General features: G+C 72.3%; 22 protein-coding genes. 15 read left to right on the top strand and 7 right to left on the bottom strand.

Annotated elements, in window-relative coordinates; translation table 11 throughout:
- Nucleotides 1-5: 5 nt before the first annotated feature.
- Together ACIA8R_RS12340 and ACIA8R_RS12335 are read right to left on the bottom strand one after the other, a co-directional pair.
- Nucleotides 6-1,829, bottom strand: coding sequence for an ABC transporter ATP-binding protein (locus ACIA8R_RS12340; RefSeq protein ID WP_357696448.1), 1,824 nt, complete (start codon nt 1,827-1,829; stop codon nt 6-8).
- Entirely contained in the window at nt 1,829-3,646 is a 1,818-nt protein-coding gene (locus ACIA8R_RS12335) for an ABC transporter ATP-binding protein (RefSeq protein WP_364095225.1), read from the bottom strand. Before ACIA8R_RS12335 ends, ACIA8R_RS12340 begins: the two co-directional genes overlap by 1 nt.
- Nucleotides 3,647-3,788: 142 nt before the next feature.
- Here ACIA8R_RS12335 and ACIA8R_RS12330 point away from each other — a divergent pair, with 142 nt between their 5' ends.
- Nucleotides 3,789-4,988 carry a hypothetical protein gene (locus ACIA8R_RS12330; RefSeq protein WP_397038152.1) on the top strand — a complete coding sequence of 400 codons (1,200 nt, stop codon included), beginning with the start codon at nt 3,789-3,791 and terminating at the stop codon, nt 4,986-4,988.
- A 33-nt stretch (nt 4,989-5,021) separates the two neighbouring features.
- Here the strand turns inward: ACIA8R_RS12330 and ACIA8R_RS12325 are convergent, their stop codons facing one another.
- Nucleotides 5,022-5,816 (bottom strand): hypothetical protein, encoded by a 795-nt coding sequence (locus tag ACIA8R_RS12325; protein WP_364095229.1) that lies wholly within the window; start codon nt 5,814-5,816, stop codon nt 5,022-5,024.
- Between the two features lie 110 nt (nt 5,817-5,926).
- A complete protein-coding gene (locus tag ACIA8R_RS12320; RefSeq protein ID WP_364095232.1) occupies nt 5,927-8,035 on the bottom strand; it encodes a histidine kinase in 2,109 nt (702 codons plus the stop codon).
- Between the two features lie 162 nt (nt 8,036-8,197).
- Here ACIA8R_RS12320 and ACIA8R_RS12315 point away from each other — a divergent pair, with 162 nt between their 5' ends.
- Nucleotides 8,198-8,473, top strand: a complete 276-nt coding sequence (locus ACIA8R_RS12315) for a sulfurtransferase TusA family protein (RefSeq protein ID WP_357696458.1) — start codon at nt 8,198-8,200, stop codon at nt 8,471-8,473.
- A gap of 23 nt (nt 8,474-8,496) precedes the next feature.
- On the opposite strand, the gene ACIA8R_RS12310 is transcribed toward ACIA8R_RS12315, so the two are convergent.
- Nucleotides 8,497-9,468 (bottom strand): GlxA family transcriptional regulator, encoded by a 972-nt coding sequence (locus tag ACIA8R_RS12310; protein ID WP_397038149.1) that lies wholly within the window; start codon nt 9,466-9,468, stop codon nt 8,497-8,499.
- 72 nt (nt 9,469-9,540) lie between these two features.
- Between ACIA8R_RS12310 and ACIA8R_RS12305 the strand changes: the two genes are divergently transcribed.
- Both ACIA8R_RS12305 and ACIA8R_RS12300 read left to right on the top strand, forming a co-directional pair.
- Entirely contained in the window at nt 9,541-10,734 is a 1,194-nt protein-coding gene (locus ACIA8R_RS12305) for an MFS transporter (protein WP_397038147.1), read from the top strand.
- 292 nt (nt 10,735-11,026) lie between these two features.
- Nucleotides 11,027-11,824 (top strand): alpha/beta fold hydrolase, encoded by a 798-nt coding sequence (locus tag ACIA8R_RS12300; protein WP_397038145.1) that lies wholly within the window; start codon nt 11,027-11,029, stop codon nt 11,822-11,824.
- Nucleotides 11,825-11,869: 45 nt separating this feature from the next.
- Here the strand turns inward: ACIA8R_RS12300 and ACIA8R_RS12295 are convergent, their stop codons facing one another.
- The gene (locus tag ACIA8R_RS12295) at nt 11,870-12,616 is read right to left on the bottom strand and encodes an SRPBCC domain-containing protein (protein ID WP_397038143.1); all 747 of its coding nucleotides are present in this window, start codon (nt 12,614-12,616) and stop codon (nt 11,870-11,872) included.
- A gap of 246 nt (nt 12,617-12,862) precedes the next feature.
- Between ACIA8R_RS12295 and ACIA8R_RS12290 the strand changes: the two genes are divergently transcribed.
- The 7 genes from ACIA8R_RS12290 to ACIA8R_RS12260 all read left to right on the top strand — a co-directional run bounded on the left by ACIA8R_RS12290 (nt 12,863) and on the right by ACIA8R_RS12260 (nt 20,046).
- On the top strand, nt 12,863-13,450 hold the full coding sequence (locus tag ACIA8R_RS12290) for a hypothetical protein (RefSeq protein ID WP_364095248.1): 588 nt from the start codon (nt 12,863-12,865) through the stop codon (nt 13,448-13,450).
- 16 nt (nt 13,451-13,466) lie between these two features.
- Nucleotides 13,467-14,636, top strand: coding sequence for a sensor histidine kinase (locus ACIA8R_RS12285; protein WP_397038141.1), 1,170 nt, complete (start codon nt 13,467-13,469; stop codon nt 14,634-14,636).
- Complete coding sequence (locus ACIA8R_RS12280) at nt 14,633-15,289, top strand: response regulator transcription factor (RefSeq protein WP_357696472.1); 657 nt, start codon at nt 14,633-14,635, stop codon at nt 15,287-15,289. The genes ACIA8R_RS12285 and ACIA8R_RS12280 overlap by 4 nt, the downstream gene beginning before the upstream one ends.
- Before the next feature lie 29 nt (nt 15,290-15,318).
- Complete coding sequence (locus ACIA8R_RS12275; protein ID WP_357696474.1) at nt 15,319-15,636, top strand: DUF3140 domain-containing protein; 318 nt, start codon at nt 15,319-15,321, stop codon at nt 15,634-15,636.
- 81 nt (nt 15,637-15,717) lie between these two features.
- Entirely contained in the window at nt 15,718-15,930 is a 213-nt protein-coding gene (locus ACIA8R_RS12270) for a hypothetical protein (protein WP_357696476.1), read from the top strand.
- A 47-nt stretch (nt 15,931-15,977) separates the two neighbouring features.
- Nucleotides 15,978-18,857, top strand: a complete 2,880-nt coding sequence (locus tag ACIA8R_RS12265; RefSeq protein WP_397038138.1) for a BTAD domain-containing putative transcriptional regulator — start codon at nt 15,978-15,980, stop codon at nt 18,855-18,857.
- Between the two features lie 232 nt (nt 18,858-19,089).
- Nucleotides 19,090-20,046, top strand: a complete 957-nt coding sequence (locus ACIA8R_RS12260; protein ID WP_397038669.1) for a fatty acid desaturase family protein — start codon at nt 19,090-19,092, stop codon at nt 20,044-20,046.
- Nucleotides 20,047-20,049: 3 nt separating this feature from the next.
- Here the strand turns inward: ACIA8R_RS12260 and ACIA8R_RS12255 are convergent, their stop codons facing one another.
- Nucleotides 20,050-20,265: a hypothetical protein gene (locus ACIA8R_RS12255; protein ID WP_357696480.1), complete on the bottom strand. Its 216-nt coding sequence runs from the start codon at nt 20,263-20,265 to the stop codon at nt 20,050-20,052.
- Nucleotides 20,266-20,312: 47 nt separating this feature from the next.
- Here ACIA8R_RS12255 and ACIA8R_RS12250 point away from each other — a divergent pair, with 47 nt between their 5' ends.
- The 4 genes from ACIA8R_RS12250 (at nt 20,313) to ACIA8R_RS12235 (ending at nt 24,255) form a co-directional block, all read left to right on the top strand.
- On the top strand, nt 20,313-21,434 hold the full coding sequence (locus ACIA8R_RS12250; RefSeq protein WP_397038136.1) for a sensor histidine kinase: 1,122 nt from the start codon (nt 20,313-20,315) through the stop codon (nt 21,432-21,434).
- On the top strand, nt 21,431-22,099 hold the full coding sequence (locus tag ACIA8R_RS12245; protein ID WP_397038134.1) for a response regulator: 669 nt from the start codon (nt 21,431-21,433) through the stop codon (nt 22,097-22,099). The genes ACIA8R_RS12250 and ACIA8R_RS12245 overlap by 4 nt, the downstream gene beginning before the upstream one ends.
- A 98-nt stretch (nt 22,100-22,197) precedes the next feature.
- A complete protein-coding gene (locus tag ACIA8R_RS12240) occupies nt 22,198-23,448 on the top strand; it encodes a cytochrome ubiquinol oxidase subunit I (RefSeq protein WP_397038132.1) in 1,251 nt (416 codons plus the stop codon).
- 66 nt (nt 23,449-23,514) lie between these two features.
- Complete coding sequence (locus ACIA8R_RS12235) at nt 23,515-24,255, top strand: cytochrome d ubiquinol oxidase subunit II (RefSeq protein WP_397038131.1); 741 nt, start codon at nt 23,515-23,517, stop codon at nt 24,253-24,255.
- The last annotated feature ends 53 nt before the right edge of the window (nt 24,256-24,308 follow it).

Below are 24,308 nucleotides of genomic sequence, written 5' to 3'. Positions count from 1 at the left end.
GGCCGTCAGGTGTCGCCGACGGCGACGAACCCGCTGTCGGGGCGGTAGTTGGGCGACTGGTGGCGGAAGTAGGTGTTGTAGACCTGGCAGTAGCGGCCGCCACGGGCCAGCAGCTCGGCGTGGCCGCCTTCCTCCACGATCTGCCCGTGGTCGAGCACGATGATCCGGTCGACGTGCTCGATCGTGGACAGCCGGTGGGCGATGACGATCGAGGTGCGGCCGGCCAGCACCACGTCGAGCCCCTCCTGGATCTGGGCCTCGGTCAGCGGGTCGACGCTGGCGGTGGCCTCGTCGAGGACGACGATCGCCGGGTCCTGGATGAGCAGGCGGGCCAGCGCGACGAGCTGCCGCTGGCCCATGGACAGGGCCCGGCCGTGCTCGCCCACGTCGGTGAGCAGGCCGTCGGGCAGGGCCTCGATCCAGTCGCCGCCGCCGACCGCGGCCGCCGCGGCCAGCACCTCGTCGTCGCCCGCCGTGGGCCGCGGGTAGCGGATGTTGTCGGCGACCGTGCCGCTGAACAGGAACGGCGCCTGCGGCACCGCGCCGATCTGCCGCCGGTAGGCGCCGAGGTCGAGTGAGCGGATGTCGTGGCCGTCGATCTGCAGGCGGCCTTCCTGGAACTCGTAGAACCTCGTGATCAGCTTGCTCAGCGTGGACTTCCCGGCGCCGGTGTGGCCGACCAGCGCGACGGTCTCGCCCGCCTCGATGACCAGGTCGAAGTTCCGCAGGACGGGGTGGGCCGCGTCGTAGCCGAAGGTGACGTCGTCGAACTCGATGCGCCCGGCCAGCCTGCCGGGGTCGGCCGAGCCCGTCTGCACGACCCGGGGCGGGGCGTCGATCAGGGCGAAGACCCGCTCGGAGGCCGACAGGCCCTGCTGGAACTGCGACCAGAAGGCGGCGATCGAGGTCAGCGGCATCCAGAAGAGCGAGACGCCCTGCAGGAACAGGTACCAGTCGCCCGCCGACAGGCCGTGGCCCAGCACCGACGTGCCGCCGAGCTGGACCAGCGCGACCGTCGCGAGCCCGGCCACGAGGAACAGCAGGGGGAAGATGGCCGAGAAGACGAAGCCCTGCCGCAGCGTCACCCGGTAGCTCTGCTCGTTGATGGGCCGGAACTCGTCGTAGACCTGCCGCTCCTGGCGGAAGTTCTTGGCGACGGCGATGCCGCCCATGGTCTCCTGGAGGTTGGCGTTGACCCGGCCCAGCGAGCGCTGGGCGCGGCGCGTGCTGGACCTGGCCAGCCGCCGGAACACCAGCGCGAGGCCCATCACGATCGGCGCCACCAGCAGGGTCAGCAACGCCAGCTCGACACTGCGCAGGAACAGCAGGACGGTGACGAAGCCCACCATCAGCACCTGGCTGATCAGGTCCATCGTCAGGGTGGAGACCGTGGCGAAGTCGTCGGTGTCGGAGGTGACGCGGCTGACGATGCGGCCCGAGGGGGTCTCGTCGTAGAACGACAGGTCGCGCTGGAGCACGGCGTCGAAGGCGTCCTCGCGCAGGCGGAGCACGACGTCGCCGGTCACCCGCGCGCTGTACCACTGGCGGACGAAGTTGAAGGCCCAGCTCAGCGCTCCGGCGAGCAGGATGCCGACGACGAGGAACGGGCCGACGTGGCCGATCGTGCCGTCCTGGATGGCGTCGACGCCCTGGCTGGCCAGCAGCGGCAGGACCGCCTGCGCCGCCGAGACCAGCACGATCATGGTCGCCACCAGGAGCATCGCGCCCAGCTTGGGGCGGAAGTAGGCGAGGATCCGGCGCATCAGGTCACGGTCGTCGTAGCTGCGGTCGTAGTCTTCGGCGTCGAGGCCGTCCATGATGAAGCCCATCAGTGGACCCTTTCCTGCTCGTCGAGCGCGCCCTCGCCGACCGGGACCTCGTCGTAGTGGGAGAAGATGCGGCGGTAGAGGGGGCTGCCGGCGATCAGCTCGTCGTGGGTGCCGAAGCCGGCCACCTCGCCGCGCCGCAGCAGCAGGATCTTGTCGGCCCAGCGGATCTGGGAGAGCCGGTGGGTGATCAGCAGGGTCGTGCGCCCTTCCTGGATGCGGCCGATGGCCTGCTGGATCCGGTCTTCCGTGGCGGAGTCGATGGCGCTGGTGGAGTCGTCGAGGACGAGGATCGCCGGGTCGGTCAGCAGCGCCCGCGCGATGGCCAGCCGCTGGCGCTGGCCGCCGGACAGCGTGAGGCCGCGCTCGCCGATGACGGTGTCGTAGCCGTCGTCGAGCTCGGCCACGAACTCGGCGGCCTGCGCGTCCTCCGCCGCCCTGACCACGGCCGCGCGGTCGGCCCGCTGGCCGAGGCCGAAGGCGATGTTCTCGGCCACGGACCGCGAGAACAGCACGATGTCCTGCTCGATGGTGGAGATCTGGGAGCGCAGCGAGTCGAGGTCCCACTCGCGGACGTCGACGCCGTCGACCAGGATGCGGCCCGAGGTGACGTCGTAGATGCGGGGCACCAGCTTCGTCAGCGTGCTCTTGCCCGCCCCGGTCTCGCCGACGATCGCCACCGTCTCGCCCGGCCGCACGGTGAACGACACCCCGCGCAGGACGGGCTCGCCCGAGCCGTAGCCGAACGTGACGTCGTCGAAGACGATCTCACCCTCGACGGACGCGGCGTGGCCGGCGGACGGCTGCGCCAGCTCGGTCTCGGCGTTGACGATGTCGAGGATGCGGCGCGAGGACACGATGCCGATCTGCACCAGCGAGAACGTGAAGATCGAGATCTGGGTCGGGAAGCCGAGCATGCCCATCAGCCCCATGAAGGCCACCAGGTCGCCGATCGTGATCGCGCCGGCGGCCTGGAGCTGGAGCCCGTGCCACAGCGCCCCGGCCATGGCGGCCGCGAACAGCAACGTGGGCAGGTAACGGGCCTGGACCAGGCCGTTGCGCACGAAGGAGTCGCGGTAGCGCCGGGCGTGGGCGCGGAAGCGCAGCCGCTCCTGCTCCTCCTGCGCGGTCACCTTGATCACCTCGATGCCGCGCACCGCCTGGCTCAGCCCGGCGTTGAGGTCGCCGAACTCGTCGCGCATGCGGGTGGCCACCGGGTTGAGCTGCCCCATGTAGTGGCGCAGCGCGAACGCGAACATGACCGCGAACACCACGGGCACCAGCAGCAGCCGGGGGTCGATCGCGGCGATGAAGAACAAGGGCACCAGGCCGGTGAGCCCGGAGTCGACGATCAGGTCGACCCCCGGGCTGATCATGATGGAGAGCTGGCGGATGTCGTTGGCCGCCCGCGCCATCAGGTCGCCCACCCGCTGCCGGTTGTGGAAGGTCTGGCTCTTGCCGAGCAGGCCGACGTAGAGCTCGTCGCGGGCGTCGCGCTCAAGCCGCTTGGCCAGGGTCTCGCTGCTCAGCCTGGCGACGAGGTCGAGCAGGCCGCGGGCCGACACCACCGCCAGCAGCGACAGGGCGACCAGGCCCAGCGCGGCGGCGGGCTCGCCCCGGCCGCCCAGCACCGCGTCGAAGGCCGCGCCGGTGAGCTGCGGGACCAGCGCGTTGAGCACCACCATCACCAGCGAACCGCCGAGGAAGCCGGTCAGGGGGAGCGGGTGGTGGCGCAGGTGGGACCAGAGCCAGCGGACCGGCCCCCGCCGGTTGTAGCGGGGGCCGCCTTCGACGGAGAACTCCGAACTGCCGGTGGTCACGGTGAAACCCCTTGGCCGAGGGCGGGTGAACGTCGGACCGTTTGTATCACCGGCCACCGACAGAATCCCACGCGTTTTCCGGCCACCCGATGCAGGCAAAGAGCAGGCAACGTCACACAATGAAACAGTAACCTTACGCACCGTGGACTCTTTCCTCCATCAGGCGGACCTGCTGCCGCCAGTGACCCTCCAGCCACCGGTGCGCCTCCTCCCGGCCGACGACCTCGCGGCCGTGGTGCGGGCTACGCCGATCGTCCACGACCTGCTCCGACTCGCCTCCGCCGCCGGTGATCCTGGGGCGGCGCGGCCGGAGTCCGGGCGGTTGTGGAGCGTGGCGGAGGACAGCAGGCTCATCGACGTGCGCGACGGGGCCGCCACGGCCGGCCCGGCGGTCGAGACCCTGACCTCGGGGCCCGCCGACGACGTGCTGGACACGTGGGGCGACATCCTCTACTCGCTGTTCTCCCCCGAGGCCGACGCGGCGGCGCCCGACGCCGGCACGAGCACCCTGCTGATGCTGCTCAGCCACCGCGACGCCCTGCTGCTGACGGAGATCCCCGAGCTGACCGACGAGGCGGCCGACGAGCTGGCCTGGCTGCGGCTGATCCGGCGCGAGGGCTCGTCGGTGTCGCTGACCCCGCTCGGCACGTGGAGCGCGCTCGACCTGTTCAAGACCCTCATCGGCCAGGACATCCCGGTCCACGGCGGCACGGCCGGCGTCGACGCCCCCACGCTGCTGCGGGCGCTGCGCACGTACGACGACGAGGAGCGCGCCGAGGAGGTGCGCGTCTGGCTGGGCGGCCGGGATCCGGCGCGGGCCGCCGAGGAGATCGCCGGCGTCCTGCTCGACGTCAGCCCGCTGAGCCGGGCCGTCGGCCTGACCGTGCTGCTGGAGGACCTCGGCGGGCCGGGCCTGGAGATCGCCGCCGCGCTGCGCGAGGTGCCCCGGCTGGGGGCGCTCATCCGGGCACGCGAGAAGGAGGACCACGGCCTCCCGCCCGCCCCCGTGGACGTGGCCTGGGTGTACGCCGACATGACCGTGGCCGCCATGGAGATCGGCGGGCCCGCCGAGTCGGTGCTCCAGCTCTCCGGCAACCTCGACGTCGAGGACGTGCTGAGCATGCTCGGCATGATGACGTGCAGCGACCATCCCTACACCACCCCGATGCTGCGCTTCCTCATCGAGCACCATCCGGCGCCCCGGGTCGCCTCGGCCGCGCGCCTGACGTTGCAGCGCTGGCGCGGGGTGCACGTACGGCCGCCGGGTGAGCGCGGGCGTCTGCCCAAGAAGCCCCGCAAGCCGCGCAAGCAGGCGGGCGCACAGAAACGACGGCGGCGCTGACACGCCGGATGGGACGGGCAGACAGGTGCGGGGTCAGAGTTTGAGTGCGGCGCCGATGCGTTCGGCCCACTGCCATGGGGCGTCCGTGCCGCCGGGCAGGGCGTTGAAGTACTCCCAGCCGCTCACCCCGCCCATCCCCGGATGCCGGTACAGCAGCTCGGCGACGGTGGCGGCCAGGCGGTCGACCTCGACGTAGCCGCCGCCCGCGTTGTCGGGGCTGGTGACCGCGCCGGCCACCAGCTTGGCCGCCGGCACCTGCCCCTCGGCGAGCACGGCGTCGTAGTCGCACGGGTCGGCCAGGCTCCTCGGGCCGCCGTACATCGGCAGGTTGAGCCAGGCGAGATCAGCGCCCCGCTCGCGGAAGACCTGGTCGTGGTCGACGCCGGCGGACGGGGTGAGCGTGAGGAGGAAGGCGGGGCCGAAGTCGGCGCGCAGCCGGTCGAGGAGGCGTGCGAGGCCGGACGGTGACACGGGCTCGGTCAGGTGGAGGTCCGCGCCGTCGAGGCGGCGACGGGCGAGAAGGCGGCGCAGGGGCGGGTAGCAGGTCTCGAAGTCGTCGTCGAGCCGGGCGAGATCGTCGATCATGGCCAGGGCGCGTACGCCGTACACCTGGGCGACCTGCACGTCGTCCCACATCTGGGCCAGGTCCGGGGAGTCGGGTGAGGCGCCGTTGAGCCGGACGACACCGTCCTCGCCGGTCCGCACCGTGGCGACGACCAGGTGGGTGAGGCCGGTACGCCGTTCGATCAGGGGCAGCGGGGAGACGTAGAGGCCGCAGTCGCAGTGGGTCCGGTAGTACATCACCAGGCGGGGTGTGTGCTGGGGCAATGCACGTCCTCCGTGAAGAATGAGGTGATACTTCACCATGTTCCGCACGATGGGTAAGATTAAAACTACGATCAGTTAATTTTACCCGGCACCGGCCTGGAGGCTGGTGATCAGCGGCCCGCCCGCGGCGGGCGCACCGGTTCCTTCGCGGCCGTGCCCAAGGGCAGCATGACCTCGACCCGCGTCCCGGCGTCCGGCCCGCTGTTGACGACGCAGATGCCGCCGAGCTCGGCCGCCCGTTCCCGCATCGAGCCGAGCCCCACCCCCGCGCTGTACGACGCGGGCAGCCCCCGGCCGTCGTCGGAGACCATCACGCGGAGCACCGAGTCCCGCTGGAGCACGATGCGGGCGCGGGAGGCCCTGGCGTGCCGCCGGATGTTGGTCAGCGCCTCCTGGACGATCCGGTAGACGGCCACCTCGACGGCGGCGGGCAGGTCGGCCATGCTCCCCTCGACCTCCACCTCGATCTCGGTGTCCGGGGACGACTGCCCGGCCAGCTCGCGGACCGCCCTGGCCAGGCCGAGGTCGTCGAGCGCGGGCGGGCGCAGGCCGTACACCAGCTCGCGGATGTCGTCGGTGACCGCGCCCATGCCGGCGTGCAGCTCGCGCAGCAGTTCGTCGGCGGCGTCGGGGGACTTCTTCAGGCTCATCCTGGCCATGTTGATGGTCATGGCCATGGCCGAGAGGGTCTGGCCGAGCCCGTCGTGCAGGTCGCGGCGCAGGCGGCGGCGCTCCTCCTCCCTGGCGGTCAGGATGCGTTCCCTGGACCGCTGGAGGTCGGCGGCCATGCGCACGGCGTGCGCCACGTCGGCGGCGTACGGGGTGAGCGTGGCGAGCACGCGCTCGTTGTGCGCCGCCGGGAATCGGCGCGGGCCGGGCGGCCCGACGAACAGGCGGCCGACGCGTTCGCCGTGCCACACCAGCGGCACCTGGCGGGGCTCGGAGCCGACCCGGCCGCTCTCGACGTACCGCGGCTCGCCGTCGGCGACCTCCACGGCCACACCCTCGACCGCCAGCCCGTCGCGCAGCACGCTCACCACGGACGTCAGCGCCTTGGCCGGGTCGCCGCGCCGGACGGCCTGGGTCAGGCGTTCGGCCAGCACGGCGGGGTCGCCGACGCTGCCGTACAGCAGGCGGTCGACGGCGCGTTGCAGCACCCGCCGCAGCGGCTGGAAGAACGCGCCCGCGAACAGGGCGGCGGCGACGCCGGCGATCTCGTCGTAACCGGAGACCACGAGGCTGGACAGCGCGCCCGCGCCGAAGTAGACCGCGCTCACCACGGCCACCAGCCCGGCCGCGACGAAGGCCCGGCTGATCACCGTGTCGATGCCGTAGAGCCGGTAGCGGGTCACCGAGAACGCGACGGCGATCGGGATGAGCGCCGCCCACCCGACGCTCGTCCACAGGAACGCCGGCTCGAACGCGGCCGCGATCAGGAACACGACATAGCCCGCGAACGCGAACAGCGGCCACCCGATCTGCCGCCTGCCCACTGGGTCGGCCCGGCGCAGCCGGAGCGCCAGGGAGAGCGCCGTCAGCGCCATCGCGACGTAGATGCCGGTCCAGGCGACCGTGGAGACGGCCTCCAGGTACGGCCCGAGCGCGCGGATCTGGACCGGATTGGGGATGACGGCCGGGTACGGATAGCTCCCGGCCGGCGGGTCGGGCCGGAACACCGCGCGGGTCAGGTCGAGCCCGAGCGAGAACGCGCCCAGCAGCAGCACCCAGCGCCAGCGCGGCGAGGGCAGCCGTCCGTCGGGCGAGTAGAGCGGCAGCAGCATGGTGAGCGTCAGCCCGCACACCGCCCAGCCCACCTGCGCGGGGAAGCGCAGGAACCCGGCCGTGACCAGGTCGCCGTCGGCGGCCAGCCGGAACATCAGCGCGCTGGACAGGTCGCTGACGGCGGCCGCGAGCCCGCCCGCGACCATCAGCCAGGCCATGTTCAGCCGGGGCCGGTGGAAGATCAGGAACGCGCCGACCGCCGGGAAGGTCAGGGCGGCGGCCGTCTGGGGCGTGGCGGTCCGCAGCGGGATCCACGCCTCCGGCAGGTGGGCGAAGACGAGCAGCGCGGCGACCGTGAGGACCGGGGACGCCACCCCCATGACGACCGCCGCGATCCGCGCGAGCCTGGCGCCCCGACCTGCGGAGCCACGCCCGCGCTCGGTTCCGGGGCCGTCGGCAGGCCCGACCTCTTCGGCGATCTCGGTGAACCCGGTCATCTCATCACCGCCTTCCCCAACACTTGAACAGGATTATGGCCCTTTTACTGGGATAATCCGCCCGTTGTGTCCGGGCCGTTACCGTGCGACGCCCGCCCTGTCACCTCACGGGCCAGGACAGGCCTCAACCTACTCGACGTCGCCGCATGGTTTCCTGGACGCATGCCCGAACCTGATCTCCTGATCGACGGCGGCGACAAGATGTGCGTCCAACTGCTCATCGAGCTGCGCGGGCACGTGCTGCGCGCCGGTCCCGGCGCCGTGATCCACCTGATCGCCACCGACCCCGCCGCGCCCTACGACCTGCCCGCCTGGTGCCATCTGACCGGCCACGCCTATCTCGGGCCGGTGCCCGGCGCCGAGCGCCCGACGTACGCGCTGCGGGTCGCGGACGCCGCCAGGCAGACCGAGCCCACCCGTCCCTGGCACGCGGCCTAGCGACGGCGACGGGTGCGGACCCGTCAGCGGAAGGAGCGGCGGTAGGCGGCCGGGGTGGTGCGCAGGGCGGTGTGGAAGCGGCGCCGGAGGTTGACGGCCGAGGAGAGGCCGACGCGGGTGGCGATGGTCTCGACCGGCAGGTCGGTCTCCTCCAGCAGGGCCCGGGTGGCGGCCAGCCGGCGTTCCAGCAGCCAGCGGGCGGGCGGCACGCCGAGCTGGTCGGCGAACTGGCGGGTCAGCGTACGGGTCGAGACCCCCGAATAGGCGGCCATGTCCTCCACGCTGACCTGGTCGGGCAGCCGGCCGAGGAGCCATTCGAGCAGCGGGGCCAGGGAGTCCGGCATGGGCCCCGCCGTGGGCAGCGGCGGATACTGGCGCTGGCAGCCCTCGCGGTGCGGACCGGCGGCGAGCTGGCGGCCGATGCGCATGGCGTGGGCCGCGCCGTGGTCCTGGAGGACCTGGTGCAGGCAGAGGTCGAGGGTGGCGGCCGAGGCCCCGGCGGTGGCGACGTCGCCGTGGTCGACGTAGATGACGGTGTCGTCGGGGATGACGAGGGGGTGGCGGGCGGCCAGCTCGCCGGACAGCTCCCAGTGGACGGACGCGCGGCGGCCGTCCAGGAGGCCCAGGGCGGCGGGGATGAAGATCCCGGCGCAGACGGCGACGATCCGCGCGCCCCGGGCATGGGCTCGGGACACCGCGTCGAGCACGGCCGGCGAAGGGACGAGGGTCCAGCCCGCGACGATCACGGTGTCGGCGTCGTCGATGGCTTCGAGGCCGCTGTCCACCCGCATGGGGACGCCGAGCGTGGTGGGCAGCGAGCCGGGTTGCTCGGCGCACAGACGGAAGCTGTAGTGCTGGGGGATGTCGGAGCCCTGGTAGCCGAAGACCGCCGAGGCGGAGGTGACGGGATAGAGCTCCTGGTGCGGCGCGACCAGGGCGACCACGCGATGCGGGCTCGGCGGGGCCGGGGGCGTCTCCGGGCAGTCCAGGACCATGGCGCAAATGTACCCAATGATGTCATTTGGGACACCAGTGCTTTGAACTGGAAAAATCCAGAATTGGGCCTCATGTGGACGAGGAGTTTCGCCCTGTACTTCGGGGCCCGCACGATCTCGCTGCTCGGCGACGCGATGATGCCCGTGGCCTCGGCGCTGGCGATCGGCAAAGTCTACGGGATCGCCGGTGTCGGCTTCGTGCTCGCGCTGTGGACCGCGTCGGCCGTGCTGGTCATGTTGTTCGGCGGGGTGGTCGCCGACCGGATCGGGCCCCGGCGCCTGATGATCGGCGCGGACGTGGTCAGGATCGTCACCCAGGGCGTCGTGGCCGTCGCCTTCCTCGACGGCGCTCCGCCGTTCGTCCTGCTGCTGGCGATGGCGTGCCTGTCGGGCATGGCCGCCGGGGTGTTCGAGCCGTGCGTCAACGGCATGGTCCCGCTGGTCGCCGAGGATCCGCAGCGGGCCAACGCGACGCTGAAGATCGCCGAGGCGGTCACCCAGCTCGCCGGGCCCGCGCTGGCCGGGATCCTCATCGTGGCCACCGGGCCGGTCTTCGTCTACACCGTGGACGCCGCGACGTTCCTGGTCAGCGCGGTGTGCCTGCTGCTGGTCCGGGTCGCCGTGCCGAAGCCGGAGCCGTCCGACGTGCTGAGCGACCTGCGCCGGGGCTGGGAGGAGTTCAAGGCCAGGAACTGGATGTGGTCGGTCATCCTGGTCTGGGTGTTCTGGGGCGTTCTGGTGGTGGGGCCGTACGTGCCGCTGTCGTCCCAGGTCATCGGGGCCGACTACGGGTGGGTGATGGCGGCGCTCGGCCTCGGGACCGTGCTCGGCGGGCTGGTGGCGATCAGGCTGAGGCCGCGCAGGCCGCTGGCGGCGGGAGCGGTGGCGCTGATCGGGTACGTCCCCGTGCCGCTGTCGGTCGCGCTCGGGCTGCCGCTGCCGCTGCTGATGGCCGGGCACCTGATCGGGGGGTGCGCGATGGCGTTCTGGTCGGTGATGTGGTCGACCACCGTGCAGACGCAGGTCGCCCCCGACGTGATGAACCGGGTCAACGCCTACCAGGTGGCGGGGTCGGTCGCGGGCATGGCGGTCGGGCAGGCGCTGGCCGGCCCGGTCACCGCGCTGGTCGAGCCGCGTGACTTCATGCTGGTGTCGGCCGTGGTGACGGTCGGCGTGGTGACGGCGCTGCTGGTGATCGGGCCGGTCCGGCGGCTGGGCCGGAGGTCGCCGCTCTCCGAGGGCGGGCCGGTCACGGTCGCGGCGTAGTTCGTCCGCATGCGGGCGGCGGGCAGGTTCGAGGGTCGCGGCGTCGTCGCCCACGGCACGTGCCGCGGGCCGGGGCGTGCGGCTGGCAGACCGCCCGCCCCCGTCCGCGGCACGTGCCGTCCCCTCCTGTTCGCGGCACGCGACGTGGGAGCCGCCCCAGCGTCCCCCGCGCTCAGGACGACTCCACCAGGTAAGAGCGCAAAGGAGCCCGCATCAGTACATCCCCACCCGAGGTTTCTTGACAAATATTTTTGTCGGTGACATCGTGGGCCTCACGAAACGGAGGAACACCATGAGCAGCATGATCAACTCCACGGATGGCACCCCCATCGCGTACGAACGCGCAGGTCAGGGCCCGGCGGTCATCCTCGTGGACGGCGCACTCAGCTTCCGCGGCTCCAGCATCAACGGCGGCCTCGCCGAGGCGCTCGCCCCCGACTTCACGGTCTACACCTACGACCGGCGCGGCCGGGGCGAGAGCGGCGACACCACCCCGACCACCCCGCAGCGGGAATTCGAGGACCTGGCCGCGCTCGCCGAGGCGGCCGGCGGCCCGATCCGCCTGTACGGCACCTCGTCCGGCGCCGCGCTCGCCCTGGCCGCGGTCGCGAACGGCCTTCCCGTCGAGCGCCTGGCCCTGTACGAGCCGCCGTTCATCGTCGACGGCACCCGGCCCTCGCTCGGCGACGACTACGTACGGCGGCTGGAGGCACTGGTGGCCGCCGACCGCCGGGCCGAGGCGGTCAAGCTGTTCATGCGCGAGGGCGTCGGCCTGCCGGGGTTCGTGGTGGCGATGATGCGGTTCATGCCCGCGTGGGCCAAGCTCAAGGCCGTGGCCCACACCCTGCCGTACGACACCGCGCTCGTCGCCCCCTACCAGCGGGGAGAGTCGTTGCCCGAGGAGACGTGGGCGTCGGTGACCGTACCGACGCTCGTCGCCGACGGCGGGAAGAGCCCGCAGTGGATGCGCAACTCCGTCGGCGCGCTGGCGAAGGCGCTGCCCGCGGCCGACTACCGCACGCTCGACGGGCAGACCCACATCGTCAAGCCGGAGGCCCTGGCGCCGGTGCTCAAGGAGTTCTTCGCCTGAGGTCCACCGCCACGGGGGCCCGTCCGGGCTGGTTCGAGGGCTCGGTCAGGCGAAGGCGGCGGCGAGCCAGCGGGTCCAGGCGGCCTCCAGGGCCGCGCCGTCCACCGGCGTGTACGCGTGGTGCTCCACCACCGCCATGCCCCGCCCCTGGACGAACATGTACAGACCGTCGTCCGTACGGACCGCCACGAAGGTGCCGGGGGCGGTCACCCACTCCACGACGCCCTGCTCCGGCGCCCGCCCCTCGATCGCGACCGTCACCTTCTCCCCCGCCGCCGGACGTCCGGCGAGGCCGAGGGCGGTCTCCAGCGCGGCCCAGAACTCCTCCTCGGACGCGCGCGGGGCGACCAGGAACAGGTTGTGGGTGGAGATCCGGCCGGGGAAGTGCCTGAGGTAGACGGCCAGCTTGTACAGGTACTGGAGGTCGCCGCGCTCAAGGTCGTCGTACTCGGACTCCCAGTCGTCGCCGAGGAAGCCGCTGTGGACGAAACGGAGCACCGTGCCGGCCGAACCGCGGCCTTCCAGCAGGTACTCGAAGGCCATGAACGTGCCGTCGGGGTTCTCCACGCCCCGGTAGGCCAGGCGTTCGCCCGGCTCCCAGGCGGTCACCACGGTCTCGGTGGGGACGTCGGCGCCGAAGGTCTGCGTGCCCATGCCGCCCTCACGGGGTTCGAGCTCGGTACGGCCCATGAACCACGAGTCGATGCCGGGTCCCTCCGCGATGGCCCGCCAGACGACGTCCGGGGCTGCGTCCAGGGGGATCTCGTGGCGGATCTCGAACTCGTGCGGCATGACTGTCTCCCTGTCACGGCCTCGGGCAGTGCGGCCGAGGATCGCACCGACAATATCGCTTGTCAAGCCGACTCGTCTTGTCGGTAGTACGTCTCGGGGAAACCTGGTCGTCCGGCGGGGGACGCCCTTGCGAGTGAGGGGCCTCCCTCTTGAGAGCGAGGCGCGGGATCGCCCGTCCCGGTGATCACATTCGGAGCGGAAAACCGCAGGATAAGTGCATCGCCCCACCCGCTGAGGAGAACCCCGATGAACACCCGAATCGCCTTCGTCGCCGCCCCGCTGCTCGTCCTGGCGTACGGCCTCATCCGAATCGCCGACGGCTTCGACGGAACCCGAGGGCCCGGACTGGCCTGGACAACCGGCCATCTCGCGTTTCTTGCCGCTCTCGGCCTGTTCATCGTGATATTTCGGGATATGTGGCGGATGCTGGACCGCAACCGCATCGCCACCACCAGCCTCGTGGTCGGCCTGGTGGGCATCGCGTGCGCGTCCGCGCAGTTCGTGATCGACATCGCCGTCGGGTTCATGTCCGCCGACCACGACGCGATGTCCCCGCTGTTCGACCAGGTCCAGGCGATCCCGGGAGTGTCCCTCGCGGTCTACCAGGTCGGGCCGATGCTGTTCTACATCGCCCAGCTCGCCCTGGTCATCCAGCTCGCCGCGCGCCGTCAGCTCAAGCTCTGGACGCCCGTCCTCGTCATGCTCGACTTCGCCATCCCGATCATCGAGAAGGACCTCATCCCGCTCGGCGCCCTGTGCATGCTGGTGTCGTTCTGGCCGCTGGCCCGGCGCCAGGTCCAGCCCGCCGCCCGGCACACGCTCGTCCATGCGTGAGGAACAATGGGATCCTGTGTCCGATTTGACGCTGGTCAACGTCCTTCGCCGTAGGCTTCGAGCGCTCCCCCACCTCTGGGTGGACGGGGCGCTCGCCCTGTTGATCGCCGTCGTCCAGGCATGGCCACTGATCTCCAGTCATGACCCGTACGGCGGCAGGTGGGACGCGTGGGGGTACGTGGTCGCGATCGGCGCTTCGCTCCCCGTCGTCTGGCGGCGCAGGTGGCCGGTGACCATGCTGATCGTCAGCCTGCTCGTGGGCGCGCTCTACGACTTCTCCGACAACGTCGCCCGCCAGCCCATCTGGTACGGCGCCCTCGTCATCTTCTACACGGTCGCCGCCTACTCCCCCCGCCTGCCCCGGGTCGTCATGCTCGTCGTGACCCTCGTCGGCGGCCTGTCCTCCGTCGGCTCGTGGGAGACCGCGATGCGCGGGGTCGCCCTGTTCTCCGCCGCGTACGCCATCGGCCGGGCGGCGGCCACGTCCCGCGCCCATGCCGCCGAGCTGGCCGAGCGCGCGGCCCGGCTCGAAAGGGAGCGTCAGTTGGAAGCCGAGCGCGCGGCCGAACGCGAGCGGGCCAGGATCGCCCGCGACATGCATGACATCCTGGCCCATGCGGTCAGCCTCATGGTGGTCCAGGCCGAGGCGGGGCCCGTGGTGGTGCGCAGCAACCCGGCCAGGGCCGAGGCCGCCTTCGACGCCATCGCCGCGGCGGGCCGGGACGCGATGGTGCAGCTCCGCCGTATGCTCGGCGTACTGAAGGAGGACGAGCCCGAGGCGCCGAGGGCGCCGCAGCCGACCCTCGCGGACCTGCCCACGCTGGCCGGCCAGGTGGCGGGGACCGGCCTGGAGGTGAACTTCGCCGAGGTCGGCGAGCCGCGCCCGATCGGGCCCGACAGCGCGCTGGCCGCCTACCGGATCACGCAGGAAGCGCTCACCAACATCGTCAAGCACTCCGGCGCCGACCGCGCCGAGATCCGGCTCACCTGGGAGGACGACCACCTCATGATCGACGTCACGGACAACGGGCGCGGCGGCGGTCCCGCGCTGCCCTCGGGTGGCAACGGGCTGATCGGCATGCGCGAGCGGGCGGCGGCCTGCGGCGGCAGCGTGACCGCCAGCCCGCGCGCCGACGGCCCCGGCTTCGCGGTGTCGGCGCGGCTGCCGCTGGAGGCCGGCCGATGAGCGTGCGCGTCGTGGTGGCCGACGACCAGGAGCTGGTCAGGGGCGGGTTCGCGATGATCCTCGACGCCCAGCCCGACATCTCGGTGGTGGCCGAGGCGAGCGACGGGATCGAGGCCGTGGCCGCCGTACGGGCCCACGAGCCCGATGTCCTGCTGCTCGACATCCGCATGCCCAGGATGGACGGCATAGAGGCGGCCAGGATCGTGTGCGCCGAGACCGGCTGCCGGGTGCTGATCCTGACCACGTTCGACCTGGACGACTACGTGTTCGACGCGCTGCGGGCGGGCGCCAGCGGCTTCCTGCTGAAGGACGTGCGGCGCGACGACCTGGTGACCGCGGTCCGCGTCGTGGCGGCGGGCGAGTCGCTGCTCGCGCCCACGGTGACCCGGAGGCTGATCGCCGAGTTCACCTCCCGCCCCGCGGCCGCGGCCACCCCCGCCCGGACGCTGGAGTCGCTGACCGCCCGCGAGCGCGAGACGTTGCAGCTGATCGCGCGCGGGCTGTCCAACGCGGAGATCGCCGAGAGCATGGTGGTCAGCGAGCACACCGTGAAGACGCACGTCAGCAACGTGCTGAGCAAACTGGGCCTGCGGGACCGCGTGCAGGCCGTGATCGCCGCCTACGAGTCGGGGCTGACCGTTCCCGGGGCGTAACGGGAGGATCAGGCGGGTAGGCGGCCCATATGACTGAGGGTTTCGACACGGACACGCTCTGGCAGGAGTTCCATCGGGTGGTCAACATGAACTCCGAGGAGCTGCGCGGCTACCTGCTGGCCGACGCCTCGGACGAGGAGGGCTTCCCTCCCGACCCCGACATGGGCATCGACGAGCTGGGCCGGGGCGTGCTGCACGTCCTGAGCAAGCGGAAGGGCGACCTGACCAAGACCGACCTGGACGTGATGCGACAGGTGGTCGAGCTGGTCGAGACCATGGGCGACCGGACGGACGACGACTCGCGGCGCGAGCTCATGTCCGTCGGGCACGACCCGCTCAGGGCATAACCTCCGAATTCAACAAATGGTGGATGTGGGGCGACGCAAAGTGATGAAATGTGCGAAGCAGACTTCGTCCGAGGAGATCCGTTGAGAGACAACCTCGACCTCGCCGCGAGCGCCCAGCAGCTGGCCGACGCCGCCCCGACGGGATCGATCGATCGCGCCGCGGCGTCGTCCGTGGCCATCACGCTGGCCACGACGCGTGACATCACCGACGCGCGGCAGGCCCTCGACGGGTTGTCCCCGGCGGAGGTGCGCCAGGCCGCGCTCGACCTCTTCGACCAGCTCGCGGCCGGCTGAGCGTCCGTGCCGGCCTGCCCGGTGCCGCCGGTGCGTACGGTGGGGGCATGCGGATCGGGGTTCTGGGGCCGCTCCAGGTGGCTGGGGCCGAGATCGGCGGCGCCCGCGTACGCGCCCTGCTCGTCCGCCTGGCGCTCGACCCCGGCCGGGTGGTGACCGCCGACCGGCTGATCGACGACCTGTGGCCCGGCGAGCCGCCCGCGCATCCGGCGGCGGCGCTGCAGTCCCTGGTGTCGCGGGCCCGCCGGCAGGCGCCGGGGCTGATCTCCTCCCACCCGGCCGGCTACCTGCTGGACGTGCCGCCCGGCGAGGTGGACGCGTCGGCGTTCGAGCGGCTGGTGCGGGCCGGTGACCCGCGCGGCGCGCTGGCGCTGTGGCGCGGGCCCGCGCTGGCGGACGCGGCCGGCCTGCAGTTCGCCGCCGCCCCGGCCGCCCGCCTGGAGGAACTACGCCTCACCGCCCTCGCCACCGTGATGGCCGCCGACCTGTCAGCCGACCCGGCGGCCGGGAGCCCCGGGCCCGGGGTCGTGGCGGAGTTGGAGGGGCTGGTGGCCGAGCTGGAGGGGCTGGTGGCGGCGCATCGGCTGCGGGAGCCGTTCCACGCCCTGCTCATGCGGGCGCTGGTGGCGCGCGGGCGGCGGGGCGAGGCGCTGGAGGTCTTCGAGCGGATCAGGGCCGACCTGGCCGACGAGCTGGGCGTCGATCCCGGCCCCGAGCTGCGCGCGGCCCACATGGCGGCCTTGCGCGACCCGGCCCCCGCGCCGAGGGGCAACCTGCCCGCCCGGCTCACCGGCTTCGTCGGCCGGAAGGGCGACGTCGCCCGGCTGCGCGCGCTGCTGGACGGCCAGGACGAGCGGCTGGTCACGCTCGTCGGCCCCGGCGGCGTGGGCAAGACCCGCCTGGCGCTGGAGACCGCCTCGGGGCTCGACGTGCCGGACGGGGTGTGGCTGGTCGAGCTGGCCTCCGCCACCGGCGTGCGGGCCGCGGTGGAGAGCGTGCTGAGGACGACCGACGTGGTCCGCACGCTGCGCGGCACGTCGCCGCTCATCGTGCTGGACAACTGCGAGCACGTCGTCGAGGAGGCCGCCCTGGTCGCGCGGTGGCTGCTGTCGGAGGTGGCCGGGCTGCGCGTCCTGGCGACCAGCAGGGAGCCGCTCGACGTCCCCGGCGAGAACCTGCACCCCGTCCTCCCACTGCCCGAGGCCGCCGAGCTGTTCCTGGCGCGGGCCGCGGCGGCCAGGCCCGGCCTGGAGGTGGGCGCGGCGGACGCCGAGCGCATCTGCCGCGAGCTCGACGGCATCCCGCTGGCGATCGAGCTGGCCGCCGCCCGGCTGCGCACGATGCCGGTGTCCGTGCTGGTCCGGCAGCTCGGTGACCGGCTGACCTTCCGCGGCGGCCGCACGTCGGAGCCGCGTCACCGTACGCTGCGCGACGTCATCGACTGGAGCTGGAACCTGCTGTCCGCGTCCGAGCGCGAGCTGCTGCGCGGGCTGACGGTCTTCTCCGGCGGCGCGACGTACGAGGCCGTCGCGGAGGTGTGCGGCGGCGACCCGGACGACCTCGCCTCCCTCGTGGACAAGTCGCTCGTGTCGGTCTCCGGCGACCGTTACTCGATGCTGGCCACCATCAGGCAGTACGCCGCCGCCGACCTGCCCGCGCTCCGGCAGGCCCACGCCCACTACTACACCCGGCTGGCCGAGGACGCCGAGCCCCTCCTGCGTACCGGCGAGCAGCTCGCCTGGCTGGAGGTGCTGGACGCCGAGCAGGACAACCTCGACGCCGCGCTGCGCCACTCCGACGACCCGCTCAGGCTGATCCTGCCCCGGTTCTGGCCGTGGATCATGCGTGGGCGACGGCGTGAGATGAGCGAGCGGGCGGCGGCCGTGCTGCGCCGGGTCGGCGACGTACCGCCGCCGGGGCGCGAGCTGGCGCACGGGCTGTGCCGGGTGCTGACGGGCGGCGAGCCGACCCCGGCGGTGCTGGGCTCCGGCCATCCCGCCGCGCTCAACTTCTGGGCCATGAGCGGCGCGCGACGCCCGCCCGCCGAAGTCGTCGAGCTGACCGAGGACACCGTCGAGCGCCTGCGCGACTCCCCCGACCTGTGGACGCGCTCGGCCGCGCTGCTGCTCGGCGGCATCGTCCGGTTCGAGTACGGCACGGTCGCGGGCGCCGAGGACCTGCTCGGCCCGGCCCTCGACGGCTTCCGCCGCACCGGCGACCGCTGGGGCCAGTGGGCCTCGCTCTACTGGCTGTCGCTGGTCGCCGAGAACCGGGGCGACTTCGCCGCCGCGCTGGCCCGCGCCGAGGAGCCCGGCCACCTGGCCGAGGAGCTGTCGGGGCTGGACGCGCCGCTCGGCCCGATGACGTACCTGCTCCGGCTCGGACAGCTCAAGGCGCGGGCGGGCGACCACGAGGGGGCCGCGGTCACGCTGGAGGAGGCGTGGCGGTCGGCGCTGCGGGCCGAGGACGCGGTGACCCAGGCCAGGGTTCTGCACGCCCGCGCCGAGCTGGCCCGGCGCACCGGCGACCGGACCGGGGCGGCCCGGCTGCTCGCCCGCGCGCTGGCGCTCGGCAGCGGGGAGGGGCCCGCGCAGTTCAGGGCGTTCATGCACGTCGAGCTGGCCCGCGTGGCCGCGCCGGAGCCGTCGCTGCGCACCGCCCTGGAGCTGATGGAGACCTGCGGCGACCGGACGGCCCGCGCGGCCGTGCTCGAAGGCGCGGCCGAGCACCTGCCGCCCCGGGCGGCGGCCGAACTGCTGGGCGCCGCCCGCGCGCTGCGCGGCATCGACGGCTCCGCCGATCCCCTCGTCGTCGCCCTCGACGGGCGGTGCCGCTCCATGCTCGGCGCCGACGCCTTCCACGAGGCCCTGACCAGGGGAGCCGCGCTGCCTGACCCCGAACGGCACGCACTCTTCCTGCTGGGCTGAGCCCGTCGCGTGCGCGGCACGGGGTGTCGCACCATATGGTCTGGGGAGAGGCCACGGAACCGACGACGAGCCCCCTGCTCCACCGCTCCCCGGATGACCACGGAACACCTTCCGGATTTGCGGCGGATACGCCAGGGTTGTGGCAACTTTCCACCGCAATGTGAGGAGATCTGTGGCCAGTCCAAGTGTGGTCGACACCCGGGGCAGTGACTTCGCCCGACTAGCCCGCCGAATCTCGGACGCCGGTCTCCTCGACCGGCGTCCCGTATATTACGCGGTGCGGCTCAGCATCGTCGTCGCCGCGTATCTTGGCTGCTGGGCGCTGTTCGCCTGGGTGGGCGACTCGTGGTGGCAGCTCCTCGTCGCGGTCGCACTGGCCGTGGTCTTCGCCCAGTTCGGTTTCGTCTCCCACGACCTGGGCCACCGCCAGGTGTTCAGGACGCGGCGGCCGAGCGACGTGACCGGTCTCCTCCTCGGGAACCTCGGCATCGGCCTGGGCTGGGGGTGGTGGACCACCAAGCACAACCGCCACCACGCCAACCCCAACCACGAGGACCACGACCCGGACGTCTCGCCCGCCGTCCTCGTCTGGTCGGACGACCAGGTGGCGCGGAGCGTCGGCCTGCCCCGTTTCGTCGCCAAGTACCAGGCGTTCTGGTTCTTCCCGCTGCTCACTCTTGAGGCCTGGCACCTGCACGTGGCCAGCTTCAAGGCGCTGCTCGCACCGTCGGCCAAGCGGCCGTGGGCGGAGCTGGCGCTGCTGACCGGCCACTTCGTGCTCTACTTCGGCGCGGTCTTCACCGTGCTGCCGTTCGGCAAGGCCCTGGTGTTCCTGGTCGTGCATCAGGGGCTGTTCGGCCTCTACCTGGGGTCGACGTTCGCGCCCAACCACAAGGGCATGCCCGTCCTGACCAAGGACGACAAGCTGGACTTCCTTCGCAAGCAGGTGCTGACCTCCCGCAACGTCAGGGGCGGCCTGTTCACCGACGTGGCGCTCGGCCAGCTCAACTACCAGATCGAGCACCACCTGTTCCCGAACATGCCCGCGCCCAACCTGCGCAAGGCCCAGCCCATCGTCGAGAGCTACTGCGCCGAGGTCGGCGTCAGCTACCTGCAGACCGGGCTCGTCGCCTCCTACGGCCAGGCCCTGCGCCACCTCCACGAGGTGGGCGCCCCGCTGCGCCGCTGAGCCTCAACCCTCCTCCTCGACCCGTCTCTCCAGGTCGGCACGGCGCCGTTCGAGGTCGGCGATCAGCTCGGACTGCTCGTCGGCCTGGGCGATCATGGCCGAGGTCTCGATCTGGTCGGTCGCGCCGATGTCGCCCACCTGGTCGCGCAGCTCCTGGTTCTCCGCCTTAAGCCGGGCGAGGTCCTCTTCGACCTGCCGGAGCTCATCCTTAGTCGTCATCCCGCTCAACTACCCCATGACCCGCATGACCATACAAAATGGAGCACATGCGCAGATTGCAGGCGAGCACCACGGTGTCCCTCTTGGTGGTCGCCGTCGCGCTCGCCGGCACTGTGGTCGCCGCGTTCCGGAGCGTGCAGCCTCCCAACGTCCTCGACGTGGTGCTGCCGATCGTGTCGTGCGGCGCGCTGATGCTGCGGCGGCGCCTCCCCGTCGCGTCGCTGATCGTGGTCGTCGCGGCGGTGTCCGTCTACTACCCGCTCGCCCGGCTCGACGGGCCGCTGATCGTGCTGGTGTTCGTGGCCCTGTACACCGCCGCCGACCAGGGCCGGCTGGTCGCGGCCATCGCCACCGGGGCCGCCGTCCTGCTGGCCATGGGATTCGGCGAGGCCCACGGGGTCAGGCACGTGGACGACAGCATGTTCGGCGCGATCACCGGCTGGGTGGTGGCCGCGATCGCGTTCGGCGGGGTCACCAGGAACCGCCGGGCGTACCTGCTGGAGGCGCAGCAGCGCGCGCTGGACGCCGAGCGCTCCAAGGAGGAGGAGGCCAGGCGGCGCGAGAGCGAGGAACGGCTGCGCATCGCCAGGGAGCTGCACGACGTGCTCGGGCACAACATCTCCATGATCAACGTACAGGCGTCGGCCGCGCTGCACGGGCTCGCCAGGCGCCCGGAGAAGGCCGAGGCCGCGCTGCGGACCATCAAGGAGACCAGCAAGGAGACGTTGCGCGAGCTGCGCACCACGCTCGGGGTGCTGCGCCAGGTGGACGAGGACGCGCCGACCACCCCCGCGGGCAGTCTCACGCGGCTGCCGGACCTGGTCGCGGCGTCGGGGCTGGAGGTGGCCACCGAGCTGTCCGGCCCGCTGGACGACGTGCCGACCGAGGTCGACCTGGCCGCCGCGCGCATCATCAGGGAGTCGCTGAACAACGTCGCCCGCCATTCCGGCACGACGAAGGCCACCCTCGCGGTCAGCAACTCATCCGGAAATATCCTGATCCGGGTCGATGACGACGGCCCGGGTGTCACGTACACCGAAGGCAGCGGCTTCGGCCTGCAGGGCATGCGCGAGCGCGCCACCGCGCTCGGCGGCGACCTGGAGGCCGGCCCGCGCCCCGAGGGCGGTTTCCGCGTCGTCGCCCGCCTGCCACTGAACGGAGCCCGATGATCCGCGTACTGCTCGCCGACGACCAGACCCTGGTACGCGCCGGGTTCCGGTCCATACTGTCCGACGAGGACGACATCGAGGTCGTCGGCGAGGCCGGCACCGGCGCGGCGGCCGTGGCGGGCGCCCACGAGCACCGGCCCGACGTCGTGCTCATGGACATCCGCATGCCCGAGCTCGACGGCCTGGAGGCCACCCGGCGCATCGCGGGCGACCCGCGGCTCGACGGCGTCAAGGTCATCATCCTGACCACCTTCGACCTCGACGACTACGTCTACGGCGCGCTGCGCGCGGGCGCGGGCGGGTTCCTGGTCAAGGACACCGAGCCGGCCGAGCTGATCCACGCGGTCAGGGTCGTGTCCAGGGGCGACGCGCTGATCTCGCCGTCGGTGACGCGGCGGCTGATCGCGGAGTTCGCGGGCCGGGTCAAGCGGCCGGAGCCGGGCCCCGAGCTCAACGCGCTCACCGAGCGGGAGCGGGAGGTCATGGGCCTGGTGGCGGCCGGGCTGTCCAACGACGAGATCGCCGCCCGCCTCGTGCTCAGCCCCGCCACGGCGAAGACGCACGTCAGCCGCATCATGACCAAGCTCGCCGTGCGCGACAGGGCCCAGCTCGTGGTGCTCGCCTACGAGGCCGGGATGATCACGCCGGGCTGGCTTACAACTTGAGTCGTACGTCCAAAGTGATCTTCCGCCCGGGGTTGTACGCCGGATTGCAGACCCCGGCATGACGCGGCGGAGCACGCCGTAACGCGAAGCTTTCCGGCATGGACACCGTGGACCTCGCCCGCCTGCAGTTCGCGTTCACCGCGGGCGCGCACTTCCTCTTCGTCGCGCTGACGCTCGGCCTGGCGACGCTGGTGGCCGTCGTCCAGACCCGGGCCACCTTCAGCGGCGACCCCGTCCACCTGCGGATGACGAGGTTCTGGGGGCAGCTCTACATCATCAACTACGCCATGGGCATCGTCACCGGCCTGGTCATGGAGTTCCAGCTCGGCCTGTCGTGGAGCGGGCTGACCGACTACGCGGGCAACGTCTTCGGCGCCTCGCTGGCGATCGAGACGCTGGTGGCCTTCTTCGTCGAGGCCACGTTCCTGGGCCTGTGGATCTTCGGCTGGAACCGGCTGAACCGCTGGGCGCACCTGGCGCTGATCTGGGTCGTCACGCTGACCGCGTACGCGTCGGCGTTCTGGATCATGATCTCCAACGGCTTCCTGCAGAACCCGGTCGGCTACGCCCTCGACGGCGGCAGGCTGCGGCTCACGGACTTCGGCGCGATGGTCGCCAACCCGGCCGCGCAGATCGCGTTCGGGCACGTCATGGGCGGCGCGATGATCGTCGGCGGGTTCTTCATGGCCGGGGTGAGCGCCTACCACCTGCGCAGGCGCACGGCCGAGCAGGCCCTGTTCAGGAAGTCGCTGCGCATCGGTGTCGGCGTCGCACTGCCGGCCTCGTTCTTCACGGTGACGTTCGGCGGGCTCGGGTTCCAGACCCTGCAGCCGTCCAAGGCCGCGGCCTGGACCGGCCAGGCCGACCGGCTGGCCGCCGTGCAGGCGGACATGGCGGCCCGGTTCGGCCCGGGCGACTACCTGCCCGCGACCGGCTGGGTGCAGGGGGCCGGCATCGCGATGATGATCCTCTGGGTGGTGATGACGATCGTGGCAGGGCTGAGCCTGCTGCTGATGTTCTTCCCGCCGGTCGTGCGCGGGTTCCGGGCCTGGCACTGGCTGCTGACGCTGATGATCCCCGTGCCGTTCGTCACCATGCTCGCCGGGTGGACGTTCCGGGAGATGGGCCGCCAGCCGTGGGTGGTCTACGGGCTGTTGCGGACGTCCGACGCCATGTCGCCGGTGACGGCGGGCCAGATGCGGTTGTCGCTGACGGCGTTCGTGACGGTGTTCACGGTGCTGATCGCGGTCAACTACTGGCTGCTGGCCAGGGCGGCCCGGCGCGGGCCCGACGCGGTCGCGCTCGGCGCCCTCCCGACCGAGACGCCGGTCCCGGTCCCCGCCTTCTGACCGGTCCCCGCCTTCCAGCCCGTCCCCGCCTTCGCCCCTCCCCTCCTCGCCTTCTAGGAAGCGAACATGGAAATCTTCGTCCTGGCCTTCTTCGCGCTCGGCTATCTCGTGCTGGGCGGGGCCGACATCGGGGTCGGCATGGCGCTGCCGTACCTCGGGCGGTCGGCGGGCGAGCGGCGCGAGGTGATCGCCGCGATCGCGCCGTTCTTCCTCGGCAACGAGGTGTGGCTGGTGGCCTCGGCCGGGGTGCTCGCCGGGCTCTTCCCCGAGTTGGAGGGCCACCTCCTGAGCGGCAACTACGCGGTGGTCGTCGCGCTGCTCGTCTCGTGGGTGGTCCGGGACATGGGCCTGTGGCTGCGGGGGCGGGTGCCCGGCGCGCGGTGGCAGGCGTTCTGGGACGGCGGGATCGTGGCCGGGAGCTGGGGGCTGGCGCTGAGCTGGGGGCTGCTGCTCGCCGAAGTGCTGCTCGGCATGCGCGGGCCGCTCGTGCTGCTGGCCGCGCTGGTGGTGGCGGCGCTGTTCGCGGTGCACGGGCTGGCGTTCGCGGCGCTGCGGCTGCGCGGATCGCTGCGGGAGCGGGCCGGGCTGCTGTCCGGCGAGGCCGGCGAGGGCCGCACGTACGCGCTGACGGCCGGCGCGATGCTGATGGTCGGGGTGCTGGCCGGGCTGCGGCTGCCGCTGACGGCGGGGTCGTCGGGCGCGTTGCTGACGCCGGTGATCCTCGTCCTGATCCCGCTGCTGGTGGCCTCGCAGGGGTGGGTGTGGTGGACGTTCAGGCACCGCGTGACCGGCCCGTCCTACCTGTGACAAGGCGGGTGGCTGGTCCTGCTGTCCGGGACAAGGCGGGTGCCGGTTCTGCC

Source organism: Nonomuraea sp. NPDC051191 (assembly GCF_044455665.1).
In the GTDB taxonomy this organism is placed as follows: Bacteria; Actinomycetota; Actinomycetes; order Streptosporangiales; family Streptosporangiaceae; genus Nonomuraea.
Note: the sequence above shows the minus strand (reverse complement) of the source record. Positions and strands in the feature narration are given on the sequence as shown.

What these genes read in the sequence shown, in the direction of transcription:
- ACIA8R_RS12340 (WP_357696448.1), bottom strand. Translation starts at nt 1,829, where the DNA reads ATGGGCTTCATCATGGACGGCCTCGACGCCGAAGACTACGACCGCAGC.
- ACIA8R_RS12320 (WP_364095232.1), bottom strand. Translation starts at nt 8,035, where the DNA reads ATGACCGGGTTCACCGAGATCGCCGAAGAGGTCGGGCCTGCCGACGGC.
- ACIA8R_RS12315 (WP_357696458.1), top strand. Translation starts at nt 8,198, where the DNA reads ATGCCCGAACCTGATCTCCTGATCGACGGCGGCGACAAGATGTGCGTC.
- ACIA8R_RS12310 (WP_397038149.1), bottom strand. Translation starts at nt 9,468, where the DNA reads ATGGTCCTGGACTGCCCGGAGACGCCCCCGGCCCCGCCGAGCCCGCAT.
- ACIA8R_RS12305 (WP_397038147.1), top strand. Translation starts at nt 9,541, where the DNA reads ATGTGGACGAGGAGTTTCGCCCTGTACTTCGGGGCCCGCACGATCTCG.
- ACIA8R_RS12300 (WP_397038145.1), top strand. Translation starts at nt 11,027, where the DNA reads ATGAGCAGCATGATCAACTCCACGGATGGCACCCCCATCGCGTACGAA.
- ACIA8R_RS12295 (WP_397038143.1), bottom strand. Translation starts at nt 12,616, where the DNA reads ATGCCGCACGAGTTCGAGATCCGCCACGAGATCCCCCTGGACGCAGCC.
- ACIA8R_RS12290 (WP_364095248.1), top strand. Translation starts at nt 12,863, where the DNA reads ATGAACACCCGAATCGCCTTCGTCGCCGCCCCGCTGCTCGTCCTGGCG.
- ACIA8R_RS12280 (WP_357696472.1), top strand. Translation starts at nt 14,633, where the DNA reads ATGAGCGTGCGCGTCGTGGTGGCCGACGACCAGGAGCTGGTCAGGGGC.
- ACIA8R_RS12275 (WP_357696474.1), top strand. Translation starts at nt 15,319, where the DNA reads ATGACTGAGGGTTTCGACACGGACACGCTCTGGCAGGAGTTCCATCGG.
- ACIA8R_RS12265 (WP_397038138.1), top strand. Translation starts at nt 15,978, where the DNA reads ATGCGGATCGGGGTTCTGGGGCCGCTCCAGGTGGCTGGGGCCGAGATC.
- ACIA8R_RS12255 (WP_357696480.1), bottom strand. Translation starts at nt 20,265, where the DNA reads ATGACGACTAAGGATGAGCTCCGGCAGGTCGAAGAGGACCTCGCCCGG.
- ACIA8R_RS12250 (WP_397038136.1), top strand. Translation starts at nt 20,313, where the DNA reads ATGCGCAGATTGCAGGCGAGCACCACGGTGTCCCTCTTGGTGGTCGCC.
- ACIA8R_RS12245 (WP_397038134.1), top strand. Translation starts at nt 21,431, where the DNA reads ATGATCCGCGTACTGCTCGCCGACGACCAGACCCTGGTACGCGCCGGG.
- ACIA8R_RS12240 (WP_397038132.1), top strand. Translation starts at nt 22,198, where the DNA reads ATGGACACCGTGGACCTCGCCCGCCTGCAGTTCGCGTTCACCGCGGGC.
- ACIA8R_RS12235 (WP_397038131.1), top strand. Translation starts at nt 23,515, where the DNA reads ATGGAAATCTTCGTCCTGGCCTTCTTCGCGCTCGGCTATCTCGTGCTG.